General features: G+C 71.0%; 15 protein-coding genes. 3 read left to right on the top strand and 12 right to left on the bottom strand.

What is annotated here, in order from left to right; all coding sequences use genetic code 11:
* Positions 1–23: 23 nt before the first annotated feature.
* Both ABFT23_RS14670 and ABFT23_RS14665 read left to right on the top strand, forming a co-directional pair.
* Positions 24–1,247 (top strand): hypothetical protein, encoded by a 1,224-nt coding sequence (locus tag ABFT23_RS14670; RefSeq protein ID WP_347896421.1) that lies wholly within the window; start codon positions 24–26, stop codon positions 1,245–1,247.
* Complete coding sequence (locus tag ABFT23_RS14665; protein ID WP_347896420.1) at positions 1,244–2,488, top strand: M48 family metallopeptidase; 1,245 nt, start codon at positions 1,244–1,246, stop codon at positions 2,486–2,488. The genes ABFT23_RS14670 and ABFT23_RS14665 overlap by 4 nt, the downstream gene beginning before the upstream one ends.
* A gap of 6 nt (positions 2,489–2,494) precedes the next feature.
* Here the strand turns inward: ABFT23_RS14665 and ABFT23_RS14660 are convergent, their stop codons facing one another.
* The 12 genes from ABFT23_RS14660 to ABFT23_RS14605 form a co-directional block, all read right to left on the bottom strand.
* Positions 2,495–2,617: a hypothetical protein gene (locus ABFT23_RS14660; protein WP_457623502.1), complete on the bottom strand. Its 123-nt coding sequence runs from the start codon at positions 2,615–2,617 to the stop codon at positions 2,495–2,497.
* Positions 2,618–2,666: 49 nt separating this feature from the next.
* Entirely contained in the window at positions 2,667–2,870 is a 204-nt protein-coding gene (locus ABFT23_RS14655; protein WP_347896416.1) for a Flp family type IVb pilin, read from the bottom strand.
* Between the two features lie 294 nt (positions 2,871–3,164).
* Positions 3,165–3,374: a Flp family type IVb pilin gene (locus tag ABFT23_RS14650; protein WP_347896414.1), complete on the bottom strand. Its 210-nt coding sequence runs from the start codon at positions 3,372–3,374 to the stop codon at positions 3,165–3,167.
* A gap of 275 nt (positions 3,375–3,649) precedes the next feature.
* Complete coding sequence (locus ABFT23_RS14645) at positions 3,650–3,865, bottom strand: Flp family type IVb pilin (protein ID WP_347896413.1); 216 nt, start codon at positions 3,863–3,865, stop codon at positions 3,650–3,652.
* A gap of 227 nt (positions 3,866–4,092) precedes the next feature.
* On the bottom strand, positions 4,093–4,746 hold the full coding sequence (locus tag ABFT23_RS14640; protein WP_347896412.1) for a response regulator transcription factor: 654 nt from the start codon (positions 4,744–4,746) through the stop codon (positions 4,093–4,095).
* A 49-nt stretch (positions 4,747–4,795) separates the two neighbouring features.
* Positions 4,796–6,313: a sensor histidine kinase gene (locus ABFT23_RS14635; RefSeq protein ID WP_347896410.1), complete on the bottom strand. Its 1,518-nt coding sequence runs from the start codon at positions 6,311–6,313 to the stop codon at positions 4,796–4,798.
* Between the two features lie 5 nt (positions 6,314–6,318).
* A complete protein-coding gene (locus tag ABFT23_RS14630) occupies positions 6,319–7,248 on the bottom strand; it encodes a type II secretion system F family protein (protein WP_347896409.1) in 930 nt (309 codons plus the stop codon).
* Between the two features lies 1 nt (position 7,249).
* Entirely contained in the window at positions 7,250–9,193 is a 1,944-nt protein-coding gene (locus tag ABFT23_RS14625; protein WP_347896407.1) for a type II secretion system F family protein, read from the bottom strand.
* A gap of 5 nt (positions 9,194–9,198) precedes the next feature.
* Complete coding sequence (locus tag ABFT23_RS14620) at positions 9,199–10,809, bottom strand: CpaF family protein (RefSeq protein WP_347896405.1); 1,611 nt, start codon at positions 10,807–10,809, stop codon at positions 9,199–9,201.
* Positions 10,806–12,017 carry an AAA family ATPase gene (locus ABFT23_RS14615; protein WP_347896403.1) on the bottom strand — a complete coding sequence of 404 codons (1,212 nt, stop codon included), beginning with the start codon at positions 12,015–12,017 and terminating at the stop codon, positions 10,806–10,808. The genes ABFT23_RS14620 and ABFT23_RS14615 overlap by 4 nt, the downstream gene beginning before the upstream one ends.
* A 3-nt stretch (positions 12,018–12,020) precedes the next feature.
* Positions 12,021–12,839 (bottom strand): Flp pilus assembly protein CpaB, encoded by an 819-nt coding sequence (gene cpaB, locus ABFT23_RS14610; protein ID WP_347896401.1) that lies wholly within the window; start codon positions 12,837–12,839, stop codon positions 12,021–12,023.
* Between the two features lie 229 nt (positions 12,840–13,068).
* A complete protein-coding gene (locus tag ABFT23_RS14605; RefSeq protein ID WP_347896399.1) occupies positions 13,069–14,934 on the bottom strand; it encodes an AMP-dependent synthetase/ligase in 1,866 nt (621 codons plus the stop codon).
* A 144-nt stretch (positions 14,935–15,078) separates the two neighbouring features.
* Between ABFT23_RS14605 and ABFT23_RS14600 the strand changes: the two genes are divergently transcribed.
* Positions 15,079–15,525, top strand: a complete 447-nt coding sequence (locus ABFT23_RS14600; RefSeq protein WP_347896397.1) for an SRPBCC family protein — start codon at positions 15,079–15,081, stop codon at positions 15,523–15,525.

Below are 15,525 nucleotides of genomic sequence, written 5' to 3'. Positions count from 1 at the left end.
GGACCGGCCGCTCCCGATGGTGGGTGGCCGGTCCTTCGTCCGTCCTGGTGCTCGTCGCCGCCCTCCTGGCCTGGACGTTCCTCACCCCTGACGACGACGCCGACGAGCCCTACGTCGCACAGGTGCCGAGCGCCACGTCGTCGGCGCTCGACGCCGGTGGGGCCGCCCAGGCCCTGCAAGGCCTGGTCACTGCGTTGAACGACGGCGACCGCGCCGCTGCCGCGGCGCTCGCCGCGCCTGACGACAGCGCGACCTCCACGCGCCTGGCCGAGCTCGCCGACACCGCCGCGGCGGCTCGCATCGGTGACCTGTCGATGCGCTACATCACCGAGGCCGGCGGTCGCGCGGCCGACGGCACCTGGGCCGCCGAGGTCGACGTCGCCTGGGCCTACGAGGGCTTCGACGACGAGCCCACCGCGACCGGCGTCCAGGTGCGGTTCCGAGATGACGGCGACGGCGTCCGGGTCGCCGGTATCGGTGGCGGGAGCCTGCGCACGCCGGTGTGGATGTCCGGCCCCATGCAGGTCCGCCGCACCGACGACCTGCTGGTCGTCGCCGCCGCCGGCCTCGACCTCGACTCCTACGTGCAGACGGCTCGCCGCGCGCTGCCCGTCGTCGAGCGGGTGCTCACGGCCTGGACGCCGCGCCTGGTCGTCGAGGTGCCCGCCGACCGGGCGGCCTTGGAGTCCGCGCTCGGCAGCGAGTCCGGCTACTACGCCCAGATCGCCGCGGTCACCGGGTCCGGCGGTCTCGTCGGCCCCGACGCGCCCAACCACGTGTTCGTCAACCCCGAGGTCTTCGACGGCCTGGGCCGGGCCGGGCAGGACGTCGTCCTCGCCCATGAGAGCACGCACGTCGCCACCGACGCACCGGCGAGCCAGGCACCGACCTGGCTCGTCGAGGGCTTCGCCGACTACGTCGCCCTGCGCGACACGCGGCTACCCCTGACGCGCACGGCGAAGCAGGTCGCCCAGCAGGTGCGCACCGACGGCGTCCCCGACGCGCTGCCGACGCCGGCCGAGTTCGACACCCGCGGCCCGCACCTGGGCGCCGTCTACGAGTCGGCGTGGTTGATCTGCGAGACCCTCGCCGCGGCGGCCGACGACGCCGTTCTGGTGGCGTTCTACGACGCGGTCAGTGCCGGCGCCGACGTCGCCGCCGAGCTGCGCGCCGGCTTGGGCTGGACCGAGGCCGACCTCGTGCGCGCCTGGCAGGACCGGTTGCGCGACCTCCCCGGGGCGGCATGACCCCCGGCCCGACCGAGCGGCGCGTCGCGCTCTGGACGACGGGGGTCGGGCTCGTCGTCACGATCGTCGGCGCGGCGGTGCTGGTGCCGTGGGACGCCGTCCCCGGCGGTCCGCTCACGCCGGCGCCGGTCTCGTCGGTTCTCTCGCCCGAGGAGGTCGCGCGCGCGGAGGAGTTCTCGCGGTGGGCGCGCACCTGGAGCTGGTCGTCGCTGGCGTTGTCGCTCGCCGTCGCCTGCTGGTTCGGATTTTCCGCGCGCGGACGCCGACTGGTCGAGCGGGTCCCGGGGCCGTGGTGGGTGCAGGTGCCGCTCGTGGTCGCCGTGCTCGCGTTGCTCGGCCGTCTCGTCACGTTCCCGTGTGCGGTCGCGTTGCAGCGGCTGCGCCTCGACGTCGGCCTGAGCCGCCAGGAGTGGCTCGCCTTCACCCGCGACGTGCTCACCTCGCAGGTCGTCATGATCGTGACGACGTCGATCGCGGTGCTCGTGCTCGTCGCCTGCGCCCGCCGGTGGCCGCGCGCCTGGCCGGCCGTCACCGGCACCCTGTTGGCCGGGTTCGTGCTCGCCGGCTCGTTCGTCTACCCGCTGGTCGTCGAGCCGGCCTTCAACGACTTTGCCTCGCTGCCCGACGGCGACCTCCGCACCCAGGTGCTCCGTCTCGCCGACGAGCAGGGGGTCGAGGTCGACGACGTGCTCGTCGCCGACGCCTCGCGCCGCACCACCACGCTCAACGCCTACGTCTCGGGCCTCGGCAGCACCCGCCGCGTCGTCGTCTACGACACCCTCGTCGACGGCGTGGGGGAGCGCGAGACCCTCGCCGTGATCGCCCATGAGCTGGCCCACGCGCGTCACCGCGACGTGCTCATCGGCACGCTGCTGGGCGCGGCCGGCTGCCTCGTGGGCGTCGGCCTGCTCGCGCTCCTCCTGGGAGCCCTCCGCGAGCGCGGCGTGGACGCCGTCCCGGGCCGTGCCGAGGTGGTGCCGCTCCTGCTCGCCCTGGCCGCTTGGGCGAGCCTGGCGACCAGCCCGGTCGTCAACGGGGTCAGCCGACAGCTCGAGGCCCGCGCCGACGTCGACGCCGTCCGGACGACCGGCGACCCCGAGTCGTTCATCTCGCTGCAGCGCGAGCTCGCCGTGCGGTCGCTGGCCGACCCGTCTCCGCCGTGGCTGGCGAGGGTCTGGTTCAGCAGTCACCCGGGGTTGCTCGAGCGGGTAGCTATCGCCGAGCGGGTCGGGGCCGAGTAGCTGATCTCAGCAGGTGCCGTTACCCGTGGCGCTGGCGACCTCGTCGCAGGCCGTGTCGAACAGTCCAATCACGTTCTCGCCGAGGAGGAACACCACGGCCACGAGGACGGCGGCGATGCCGGCGATCATCAGCCCGTACTCGACGGCCGACGCGCCGCGTTCCGGAGGAGCCATTCGTCTACTCACAGGTCTTGCCCTGGCTCTCGACACAGTCACCCGTGCCGTCGAACGCGTCGTTGATCTGGCCACCGAGGAAGAAGACGATCACCACGATCAAGGCGGCGACGCCGGCGATCAGCAGACCGTACTCGACGGCGCTCGCGCCGCGGTGGTTCATCCGGGCGAGGCGGGCGTCGAGCAGGACTCGAGCGAGGTGTGACATGGCGGGCTTCCCTGAGTCTGGACGGACGATCGCCCGAGGGGACTCGGGGGGCTCGGCGACCTTCCGACGATCGTGCCTACTAAGGGCTGCCGAACCATCAGGAGATCGTCCGGATGGGTCTAGTCATTAGTGACTAGACCCGAGGCGGCCAAGGGCGCCCGAGACGGCGATCGCCAATTGTTTGAGCGGGGACTGTGGGCGGAGACCCATCACCACCACGGAGTTCGTTCGTTCCTGACAGCAGAAGGCCCCGCCGCTCATCGAGCGACGGGGCCTGCTGTTGGTGCGAGTGGGTCAGCCGCCCGCGGGGGCCGCGCCCTTGTTCTTGATGGTGTCGCTGGTGCCCTGGAAGGCCTGCTGGATCTGGCCGCCGAGGGTGAAGACGATGAGGACGATGATGGCGGCGATGCCGGCGACGAGGAGGCCGTACTCGACGGCGGAGGCGCCGCGCTCCTCCATCTTGGCGAGGCGGGCGTTGAGCATGATCTTGGCGGTGAGCAGCATGGTGACTCCAGGTTGGTGTGGTGGGGGGGTGGAACCGGTGTTCCTCGCCGGCGCCGTGGACTGGGCCTCGGCGCTGGGCGTGAGGTCCTTTCGCGGTTCCTCACTGATGACAATTCTGCTTCACCTCGGAGCTGGCGGCATCGGGTGTGTGTTCAGGCTGGAGTAGTCCGTTGTGACTATCAGGTGACGCCGGGCGTGCAAGCTCAATCAGAAGTCAAAGGCCCCGGCGCTCCTACGGAGCGACGGGGCCTTTACGTACGGGTTGAGGCGTTAGATCACGGGGTGGTGCTACCGCTACCGGCGCCCTTGTTGCCGATAGTCGTGCTGGTGCCCTGGAAGGCGTCGCGGATCTGGCCGCCGAGGGTGAAGACGATGAGGACGATGACGGCGGCGATGCCGGCGACGAGAAGGCCGTACTCGACGGCGGAGGCGCCGCGCTCCTCCATCTTGGCGAGGCGGGCGTTGAGCATGATCTTGGCGGTGAGCAGCATGGTGACTCCAGGTTGGTGTGGTGGGGGGGGGAACCGGTGTTCCTCGCCGGCGCCGTGGACTGGCCCTTGGCGCTGGTGTGAGGACTTCTCGGTTCCTCACTGATGACAATCCTGCCCGTTTCACGAGCCGGTGCCATCGGGCGTGCGTCCAAGCTGCGGTAGTCAATAGTGACTACCGTGAGGCTGCTGCTGGCGCCCACGATCGGTCCCCCGCGGAAGCGGACGCCCTACCTCTCGGTGGGCTGGATGCTGGAGAGCAGGCCGATCCGCATGGCGGTGACGAGCGCCTGGGCGCGGTTGGCGGCGCCGAGCTTCTGGTAGATGCGCGCGATGTGTGACTTGGCGGTCGACTCACTGAGATAGAGCCGCTCGCCGATGGCCGCGGCACCGAGACCGTCGGCGAGAAGCAGCAGGACGTCGTGCTCGCGGTCGGTCAGCGCGGTGGACTCGCCGGAGGCGCGGCGCATCATCGCGCCCACGAGTCCGGCACACACGAAGGCGCGGGGCGAGACGTGGGCGTGCCGTGCTGCCTTCACCACCTCGGACGACGGCGCGTCCTTGCCGACGAAGCCAGATGCGCCGGCTTGCATGGCCGCGAAGATCTGGTCGTCGCCGGAGTGCATGGTGAGCACGATCAGTCCGGTGTCGTTGCTGGTCTTGCGGATCGTGCGAACGATGTCGAGACCGGTGCCGTCCTGCAGCTGCAGGTCGGCGACGACGACGTCGGGCTTGAGCTCCTCGTAGGCCTTGATGGCCTCGGTCACCGAGCCGGCAGTGCCGACGACGTCCATGTCGTCCTCGAGGTCGATCACCGCGCCGAGCCCGCTGCGAATCAGCTCGTGGTCGTCGACGAGCAGGAGGCGGATCGGCTGGTCACTCATGAGACAACTCTTTCAGGGGCCGGACCGAACGGGAAGAGGCGCGCGCACATCATCGCCCGGCGCCGAGCCGGACGGCGACCATCAGACCACCCCCCGGGTTGTCGTCGATCGACAGGTCGGCGCCGACGAGCCGGGCCCTCTCGCGCATGATCTTGAGCCCGTGGGAGTCGCTGCGCGCCTTCTGCAGACCGCGGCCGTCGTCGGCGATCGTGATCAGCGCAGCGGGTGCCTTGACCTGACAGTTCACCTCGATGGTCGAGCACTGCGCGTGCTTGATGGCGTTGTTCATCGCCTCCTGCGTGATGCGGAACAGCTCGGCCTCCACCTCGGGACGCAGCCGGGTGGAGTGCTCGTCGAGGGTGACCTGGATGGGGATGCCTGACGACTCGCTGAGGTGTCGTGAGACCGTGCTGATGGCGGCGCCGAGGCTCTCGGACTCGCCGATGCTGGTGCGCAACGTGAGCACCGACTGGCGCACCTCGGCGACGATCTTGGTGATCCGCTCGCGCAACATGGCGAACGCCTTGGCCTGCTTCTCGTCGGCGGGGCGTGCCGCGAGCGCGTCGACGAGGTAGCCGAGAGACGCGATGTCTTGGGCGACACCGTCGTGCATCTCGCGTGCGAGGCGCTTGCGAACGTCGGCCGAGGCCGAGTCGCGGAAGTCGGAGAACAGCAGGGCGGTGTCGAGCTGCACCGACTTGGCGCGCAGCGTCTGCGGGAGGGCCAGGATCGAGCGCTCGATCTCGGTGACGTCGAGCTCGGCGTCGGGGGACAGACGGCCGGCCACGACGACGGAGTCGCCCATGGGAAAGGCAAACGCATGGTCATGGACCATCGGCTCGGAGCGGGCCCACGACTCGACGGCGAGCTCCTCGGAGTTGCCGAGGTCGACGTCGCCCCGGCTGACCAAGGGCACCAGCACCTCGCCCCGCGGTACGTAGACCGCGAGCCCGGTGGTGGGCAGGCTGTCACGCACGTCGCTCACGACCGCGCCGGCGAGTGACGTGACGTCGAGGCCGGAGCTGAGGTCGTCGGACAGGTCGAGCAGCTGTCGGATGAGACGCTGGGCGTCCAGGTAAGGCGCGAGCTCATCGACCTCGAGGTGCAGGTTGACGTGCAGGAAGCTGCCGATCATCCCGAGCCCGAGTCCGGCCATCGTCCAGGTGAAGATGGCCAGGCTCTGCTCGGCGGTGAGGTGGCCTTGGAACAGCAAGGCGAGACTGACGACCGCCACGAGCTCGGCACTGATCGCCAACAGCGTTCCCAGCAACCCGCGTGCCAGTGCGGAGAGGAACGGGGGAACAGCCAACGCCAGCAGGACGGTGAGCGAGGGATCGAGCGTCAACCCGCACACCACGCCCGTCATGGCGGCCTCGAAGGGCGGGGTGGCGATAGCCAGCCGCGGTCGACGCTCGAGGACTGTCGCGACCAGCCAGACGCCAGTGACTCCGGCCAGTGCCAGGAGCGTGACCCGGCTCGGGTCGTAGATCACCGGCACGCACAGTGCGACCAGGGCGAAGAGCCGCGTGGCCGCGGTGATCTGATGGGTCCGTCGGATGGGCGCCATCCAGCTCACGTCCCGCCGATGTTGTCCATGATCTGGATCGCGGCGGGGCCCATCACCGCCACGAAGAGGCACGGCAGGATGCAGAAGATCAGCGGGATGGTGATCTTGACCGGCACCTGCTGCGCCTTCTCCTCGGCGCGCTGGCGACGCTTGACCCGCATCTCGCCGGACTGGACCCGCAGTACCTGGCCGATGGGGATGCCGAACGCGTCGGCCTGGACCATCGCGCCCACGAAACCCTTGAGGTCGGGCACCGTCGTGCGGTCGGCCATCCCGCGCAGGGCGTCGGAGCGGGCCTGCCCGATCTGCATCTCGGCCAGCATGCGGGTGAACTCCTCCGACAACGGTCCCTCGGTGTTGCGGGCCACCTGCTGGCAGGCGGCGTCGAAGCCGAGTCCGGACTCGACGGAGATGGTGAGAAGGTCGATGGCATCGGGCAGTTCTCTGGCGAGCTGCTCACGTCGGTTGTAGGCCGTTTGGTACAGGTAGAAGTCGGGTCCGAAGAAGCCAAGGATGAGGCCGCCCACGGTCATCAACACGAGGATCGGCGCGCCTGCCCCCGTGAGCAGCGCCAGGGCGCAGCCGATGAACAACCCGACGATGGCACCGAGGACCTTGACCGAGACGACCCGGTCCGGGCTCCAGTCCCGAGGGTTGCCGGCGTAGTCGAGCTTGCGCTGGATTCGGTTCGCGGAATCAGCGCCCGAGATCCGCCTGCCCAGCATCAGCAGGCGTTGCTGGAGCGGCTTCAGCACCCGCTCCTCGAAGGGACGCTCGACGTCGTCCCGCAGCTCCGCGGGTGCGGCGTTCATGGCTTCGAGGTAGGCCAGCGACCGATTGACTCCGTCGCGTGATTCGGAACCGGCGAAGGCCATCGAGACCAGCCCGATCGCGAAGAGGACCAGCACGAAGCCGAGGACGAGAAGCAGCACCATGTCAGACCTCCACCTTGACGAGCTTGCTCATCCAGAAGATGCCGACCGCCAGCCACAAGCCCGCGCCCACGATCATGATGATGCCGCGGATGTCGGTGAACAGCACCGAGACGTAGTCGCCGTTGCTCATGAGCAGGTAGACGAGGAAGACCGGGGGCAGCGCACCCAGCACGATCGCGGACAGCTTGCCTTCGGCGGCGAGTGCCGCAACCTGGCGACGCATGTACTCCCGCTCGCGCATCGTGCCGGCGACGGTGTCGAGCAGCTCCGCCAGATTCCCGCCGACCTGGCGCTGGATGCGGATCGCCATGACGACCCAGCGGAAGTCGCGGCTGTCGAACCGCTCGGCAACGCCGTCGAGTGCCACCTCGAGCGGCACGCCGATGCGCGTTTCGACGAGGACGCGGCGGAAGGCGGAGGCGATGGGCTCGGCGCCCTCGCGGACGATCGTGTCGACCGACTGCAGCAGAGACAGGCCGGCCGACAGGGAGCCGGACATCAGCTGCAGGGTCTCGGGCAGCGCGGAGTCGAATGCCTTGCGGCGCCGCGAGGCGCGGAAGCCCAGGTAGACCCACGGCCCGACCACGCCCAGCACCATGAAGATCAGCCCCACCACGACGTTTCCGCCGCCGAGCAGCAGGCCGACGACAGCGATGGCCACGAACGCACCGGCGTGCACGAGCAGCCACTCCGACGACTTGAGCTCGCTGCCGGCGGCTTCGAGCCGTTGGGTGATCTTGGCGTCGAAGCCCTGGTTGCGCTCGAGGACGCCGGCGATCGCGTCGCTCGCCTGCTTGGTCAGGGCCGGCTCCGGCGCCTTCTCGGCAACGTGCTGAGGCCCGTTGAAGGTGGCGGCGGTGTAGGACGTGACCCGTTCCTCGGCGCTCATCTGGACCGGTTTGGCCGGCACGAGCATCACGAAGGCGAGCACGAGACCGAGCCCGAACACGATCACGCCGGCGTAGATCAGCCAGCTCGGCGAGGTGGAGGAGACCGACGGGGGAGCGGTCTGCGGGATCGCCTCGAGACTCGACGAGGTGGGCGCATCACCCGTGCTGGTCAGCGTGGTGGCCGCGACGACGTCGCCCACGGACGACGGCAACGTGACCTGCACCGACACCTGACCGGTGGCGACGTCGGCCGGGACGGCGATGCTCACGCCGACCTGGCGGGCCAGCACCGCGGCCTCGGCGGTGAACGTCGCCGTGAGGGAGGCGCTGTCGGAGGAGATGACCTCGCCGCTGGTGCCGGCGATCGTCGTCAGCGACTCGCGGGCGCCGGCTCCCCGTTCGAGGGAGACGACGTCGACGACGACGCCGTCGGAGGCCTCGATGGCGTCGGTCACGTCGTCGAGCGAGGTGGTCTTGCCGGTGTCGGCGCCGTCGGAGAGCACCAGCACGGACCGCTGTCCCTCGTCGCCGGTGAGGGCGACGGCGTCGATCACGCCGTCGTAGAGGAGCGTGCGGCGGCTGAGCTCGAGCTGGTCGACGATCGCCACGGCCTGGTCGCGGTCGGTGGTCGGGTCGAGCTCGACCTCGACGTCGCCGTCGAAGCTGACGATGCCGACGGCGACGTCGGCGGGGACCTCGGCCAGGAAGCTGCGGGCGGCGGACTTGGCGGCGTCGAACCGCTCGCCGCGCATCGAGTTGCTGGTGTCGATGGCGAGCACGGTGGTGCGCTGCACGCGGCTCGTGCCGTCGGCGATGCGGGCCGCGGTGGCGTCGTAGGCCTGTCCGTCGACCGAGACCGAGACGCTGGCGAGGTCGACCTCGGCGTCGGGCGGGACGTCGACCGAGACCTCGAGGCCGGTGTCGGTGCGCTCGACGTTCACGATCGAGCCGTCGGCCGCGCTGGCCCCGGACGCCGTGGCGGCGACCAGGAACGCCGCGGCGGCCACGGTGGCGAGGAACCGGGAGGCGGTGCGGGAGGCGGTGCGGGGGGACACCTGGATCACGCTCCTACGCGGAAGATCATCGGATCGACGGTGACGTTGGCGTGCGCCATCTTCTCCAGGAACTTCGGCCGCAGCCCCATCGACCGCAGCCGGCCCAGCGCTCGGCCCTCGGCGTCGAACCCGGCGGAGTTGTCGTAGAGGAAGACGTCCTGCAGCGTGATGACGTCGCCCTCCATGCGCTCGACCTCGGTGATGTGGGTGATGCGGCGCGAGCCGTCCTTGAAGCGCGTCTGGTGCACGATCAGGTCGACCGCGGAGGCGACCTGCTCGCGGATGGCCCGGATCGGCAGGTCCATGCCGGCCATGAGCACCAGCGTCTCCATGCGGGCCAGCGTGTCGCGCGGGCCGTTGGAGTGCAGGGTGGTGATCGAGCCGTCGTGGCCGGTGTTCATCGCCTGCAGCATGTCGAGCGCCGAGGCGTCGCGGACCTCGCCGACGACGATGCGGTCGGGCCGCATGCGTAGGCTGTTCTTGACCAGGTCGCGGATGGTGACCGCGCCCTTGCCCTCGATGTTGGCCGGGCGCGACTCGAGCCGGACGACGTGGTCCTGCTTGAGCTGCAGCTCGGCGGCGTCCTCGATGGTGACGATGCGCTCGTCGGCCGGGATGAACGACGACAGCACGTTGAGCGTGGTCGTCTTGCCGGCGCCGGTGCTGCCGGAGACGATGATGTTGAGCCGGCCGCGCACGCAGGCGTCGAGGAAGTCGGCGGTCGCGGGGCTCAGCGAGCCGAAGCTGATCAGGTCGTCCACCGTGAGCGGGTCGGTGGCGAACTTGCGGATGGTGAGCGACGAGCCGTCGACGGCGAGCGGTGGGACGACGGCGTTGACGCGGCTGCCGTCGGGGAGGCGGGCGTCGACCATCGGGCTGGACTCGTCGACCCGGCGACCGATCCGGCTCACGATCTTGTCGATGATGCGACGCAGGTGGGGCTCGTCGGTGAAGGTCGCGTCGGCCTTGATCAGCCGCCCCTTCTTCTCCAGGTAGATGCTGGCGTGGCCGTTGACCATGACCTCGGAGACGTCCTCGTCGCGCAGGAACGGCTCGATCGGGCCGTAGCCGAGGATGTCGTCGCTGATCTCCTGCGTGAGCCGGGCCCGGTCGCTGGTGCTCAGCGGACGGTCCTGGCCGCCGAGCACGTCGGCGAGGACGCCGCGCACGCGCTGGTCGAGCTCGGTGGCGTCCATGTCGGCGTCGTAGAGGTGCGGGCCCATCTGCTTGAGCAGCTCGACGTGCACGCTGGCCTTGAGCTCGTCGAGCCGGTCGGTCTGGCCCGACGCGAGCGTCTTGCGCTGCGGCTCGGCCCGCGCGGTCGAGGCGGCCCTCGCCTTGGCGAGGGTCGTCGACGCCGTGCCGTTCGCCGTCGTGGTGGCCGGGGCCGGCGGGGACGGCGGGGTCACGGGGGTCGCGGCGTGGGCACCGGGTGCGCGGGCCGGGCGCGGAGCCGGCACGGGCTCGACCACCACCGGCGCGACCGAGGTCTCGGCCGTGACCTGCGGGTCGATCGCCGTGGTCGTCGTCTCGTCGGGGGCGGGCGGCGCCTCGGTGGCTCGCGCGGCCTCGGCCGCACGACGGGCTGCGGCGAGCCGGTCGGACAGGGCGCTCATGACGCGAATCCCTTCTTGCGTCGGAAGATGCTGCCCGAACGCTTGTCGTCACCGAGGGCGGACGCCGCGGGCTCGGCTCCGGTGATCGGGGTCGGGGGCGCGACCGGCGCGCCGGTCAGGGCAGCCGCGAGGGCACGGATGGCCTCGCTCGAGGGGTGGCGGGGGTCGCCGACGACGATCGGGGTGCCGGCGTTGGTGGCGGCGGCGATGTCGATGGACGTCGCGACCTGGGCGCTGACGGGCATGCCGAGGATCGACTCGACCTTGTCGGCGCCGATGCCGACGGCGTCGTCAGCCCGGTTGAGGAGCAGGTGGCGGTGACCGCTGGCGATGTCGAGCATCTCCAGCGTCTCGAGGGCGACCTTGACGTTCTTCAGCGTCGGCACGTCGAGCGTGGCGACGATGACGCACTCGTCGGTCTCGTCGAGCGCGGTGAGCACCTGGTCGTCGAAGCTCGGCGAGGTGTCGACGACCACGAAGTCGAAGCCCTCGCGCAGCGTGCGCAGGATGCGCAGCACCAGGGCCGGCGTCACCCGCTCGCGGACGTCGGGGTGCGGCGGCGCGGCGAGCACCATGAGGGAGTCCTGGTGCCGGGTCAGGAGGCCGTCGAGCAGGGCCATGTCGAGGCTCTCCTCGGAGCCGACGGCCTGCTCGATCGAGTGGGTGGGGAACAGCTGCATGGTGATCGCGACGTCGCCGAAGGCGAGGTCGAGGTCGACCAGGCACACCTTGCGGGCGCCGCCCTCGGTGAGCGCGAGCGCGAGGTTGACCGCCATCGTGGTCTTGCCCACCCCGCCCTTGGGCGAGAACACGGTGATGACGCGCCCGAGCTGCACGGCGCCGCCCGGTCCGCGCAGGGCCTGGAAGAGCTGGTGGGCCTGGCGGATCGCCGTCCCGATGGCGGCGACGTCGTCGCTCTGGACGACGTCGCGTGCCCCGGCCTTCATCGCGCGGGTGAGCAGGCTGGTGTCGAGCGCGTCGGCCACCAGGACGACGCTCACGGTCGGCCTGGCGATGCGCAGCTCGTCGCACGCCGCCAGCGCGGCGTCGACGGACAGGGACGGCCCGAGCACCACGACGTACTCGTCGGGGTGCTGGTCGAGCCACGCGAGCATCCGGTCGGGCGCGTTGACCCCGTGGGCGCCCGCCGGCATCGCCGCGAGCAGCGTGGCGACCGTGGTGGGGTCGGGTTCGACGAGGACGGGCATGACTCAGCCGTTCACCTCGTCGGAGGTGCCCCCGATGCCCTGCTCGAACGCCTTCATGAACTCGGTGCACGCCTTGGTGTTCTTGACGTCGCTCTCCTCGTTGCGCAGGGCGAAGGTCAGCGGGCGCTGCCCCTGGTCGCCGGCCGCGGCCGTCTGGAACCCGATCAGGGTCGAGGCCTGCTGGGAGTCGACCGCCACCGTCAGCAGCGTGACCGGCACGGTGTCGACCTCGCCGGTCGCGTCGTCGGGCGTGGGGGTCTGGTCGACCGACTGCGAGCCCACGCCGAGCACCAGGAGGTCCTCCTCGATGACGCAGGCGGGCAGGACGGCGACCGCGTTGCTCGGCAGGTTGGTCTGCTCGGCCACCGGCGTGAAGTACACCGCGACGTGGGAGCCCGGCTTGGTGAACGAGCCGACCCGCCCGGCGTCGGTGAGCTCGAGGGTGATGGCGGTCTTGCCCTTCGGCAGCGGCAGCGTGGCCGCGCCCTCGATCTCGTCGATGGTGCCGAACTTCTGGGTCAGCAGCTGCTCACCCGGGTAGATCGTGGTCAGGGCGATGGAGTCGGCGAAGGCGTCGCCGTCGTTGGTCGAGCCCTCGAGCACCTGGTCGCTGGGCACCGGCAGGCTGAGGAGCTTGCCGGCGTCGGCGGCGTCGGCGGCCGACTCGCCCGGCAGGATCGCCTGCTGGGCCACGAGCACCTGCTCGGTCTGCACCTTGGCGGCGGCGCGGTCCTCGGCGTCCTGGGCGTAGACGAACACCAGCCCGGCGCCGAGCGCGGCGACCACGACCGCCACGACCAGCAACAACTTCCGTCGGTCCATCGAGGACCCCTCCCTAGTAGACGCGCGCGCGACCCCCCAGACACGTGCACGTCAGCCGTCCCGTCGTCTCACCTTAGGGACTCCGGCAGGGCTGGGAAGGTCAATGACCCAAAGTTGTCCGGTCGGAGACCCGGGTGGTCCAGATGGGCCATTGACCAATCTGGTACCCGTTCGGGGGTCTGCTAGGTCACCCCTTCGGTGCGCGCCACGGGGTGCGCCCGGCCTGCGGTCAGAGGTAGAGGTCGGCGACGTCGTCCTTGTGCTGGCGCATCAGCACCTGGCGGCGCAGCTTGAGGCTGGGCGTCAGGTGGCCGTCCTCCTCGGTCCACTCGGTGGCCAGCACCCGGAACCTGCGGATCGACTCGGCCTTCGAGACCCCGCTGTTGGCGTCGTCGACGGCGGCCTGGATCTCGGCGAGCAGGTCGGGGTCGCCCGCCAGGTCGGACGGCGTGGTGCCGCGTCCGCCGCGCCCCGCCTTGCCGTGGGCCGCGGCCCAGGCCGGCAGGGCCTCGGCGTCGAGCGTCACGAGCGCGGCGATGAACGGCTCGCGGTCGCCGACGACGAGGGCCTGCCCGACCAGCGGGTGCGCGCGCAGGCGGTCCTCGAGCACGGTCGGGGCGACGTTCTTGCCGCCGGCCGTGACCAGGATCTCCTTCTTGCGCCCGGTGACGCGGACGAAGCCCTCGTCGTCGACCTCCCCGACGTCGCCGGTGTGGAACCAGCCGTCGGGCTCGAGCACCTCCGCCGTCGCCTCCTCGTCGCGCCAGTAGCCGGTGAAGACCTGCCCGCCCCGCACCAGCAGCTCGCCGTCGTCGGCCACCCGGACGGCGACGCCGGGCAGGGGCCGCCCGACGGTGCCGATGCGGACGGCGTCGGGCAGGTTGGCCGTGACCGCCGCGCTGGTCTCGGTGAGTCCGTAGCCCTCGAGCACCTCGACGCCGATGCCGCGGTAGAAGTGGCCGAGCCGCTCGCCCAGCGGGGCCCCGCCGCAGACCGCGTAGCGGCACCGGCCGCCCAGCGTGTCGCGCAACCCGCGGTAGACGAGCCGCTCGAAGGCGGTGTGCCGGGCGCGGACGGCGATCGAGGCGTGGCCCTTCGGGCCGTCGAGCCCGCGCGACCAGGCGATCGCGGTGGCGGCCGCGCGGTCGAAGCCAGCGCCCTTGCCGTCGGCGGTGGCGCGCTGGCTGGCGGTGGTGAAGATCTTCTCGAACACCCGCGGGACGGCGAGCACGAAGGTGGGGCGGAACTCCTGCAGGCGGGGGAGCAGGTCGCGCACGTCGTGGCTGTGACCGAGGCGGACGCGCGCCCGCACGCTGCCGATCTGGATGATCCGCGCGAAGACGTGGGCGAGGGGGAGGAAGAGCAGCGTCGACGGGCCGTCGTCGCCGTCGCTGTCGGTGTCTCCCGCGCCGTCGCCGTCGGGCCTGGTCGGGGGCTCGAACAGCGCCGCGAGCTCGTGGAGCGCCACGGTGACCTCGGTCGTGAGGTTGCCGTGGGTGAGCATGCAGCCCTTCGGCTCACCGGTCGTGCCGGAGGTGTAGAGCAGGGTGGCGAGGTCGGCCGGGCCGGCGTGGGTGCGCCGCTGCTCGAGCACGTCGTCGGCGACGTCGGCGCCGAGGCGGCGCAGCACGTCGAGCGCGTTGTCGTCGATCACCCACACGTGGTGCAGCTCGTCGAGGCCGGCGCGCACGGTCGAGATGCGGGCCAGGTGCGCGCGGGTCTCGGCGACGACGGCCGTGGCGCCGGAGTCGCGCAGCAGGTGTTCGAGCTGCTCGGCCGACGACGAGTCGTAGACCGGCACCGAGACGGCGCCGGCGAACCAGATCGCGTAGTCGAGCACCGTCCACTCCCACCGGGTGCGCGAGACCAGGGCGACCCGGTCGCCCGGGCCGATGCCGGCGGCGACGAGCCCCTTCGCGACCTGACGGACCTCGGCGAGGAACCCGGCGGCCGTGACGTCGTCCCACGTGCCGTCGGCGCCGCGGCGGGCGAGCACGACGGCGTCGGGGGCCTCGGTGGCGTTGCGGACGACGTCGTCGGTGAGGTTGCCGGTGGTGGGGAGGTCGACGGTCAGAGGAGTCGAGTACTCACGCACGTCGGGCACGCTACCGCCACGTCGTTCGTCGGGCCGGTCGTCGGGGTCGGGCGGTGACGTGCGCCACGATCGCCGTCCGGTAGCCTCCTGCGAGCCCGGTGATGTGCCGGTGCCGCCCGTCGAGATCCGTCGAGAGAGGTCACCATGCCCGAGCAGACCACCTCCTCGATCGTGGTCGACGCCCCGCCGTCGGCGGTCATGGACGTCATCGCCGACTTCGAGTCCTACCCGGTGTGGGCCAAGGGCGTGAAGGTCGCCGAGGTGAAGAGCCTCTTCGGGCCCGAGCAGCAGGGGCGCGCCGAGCAGGTCTACTTCTCGCTCGACGTCTCGCCGGTCAAGGACGAGTACACGCTGGCCTACCAGTGGGACGGCGACCGCCAGGTCACCTGGACCCTCGCGCAGGGCAAGATGCTCAAGGCCCTCGACGGCGCCTACGTGCTGAGGGACCTCGGCGGCCGGACCGAGGTCACCTACCGCCTGGCGCTCGACGTCTCGATCCCGATGATCGGCATGATCAAGCGCAAGGGCGAGAAGATCCTCATCGACACCGCGCTGAAGGGCCTCAAGCAGCGCGTCGAGTCGCTCTCCTGA

The organism is Nocardioides secundeburneus (assembly GCF_039939255.1).
GTDB lineage: Bacteria > Actinomycetota > Actinomycetes > Propionibacteriales > Nocardioidaceae > Nocardioides.
Note: the sequence above shows the minus strand (reverse complement) of the source record. Positions and strands in the feature narration are given on the sequence as shown.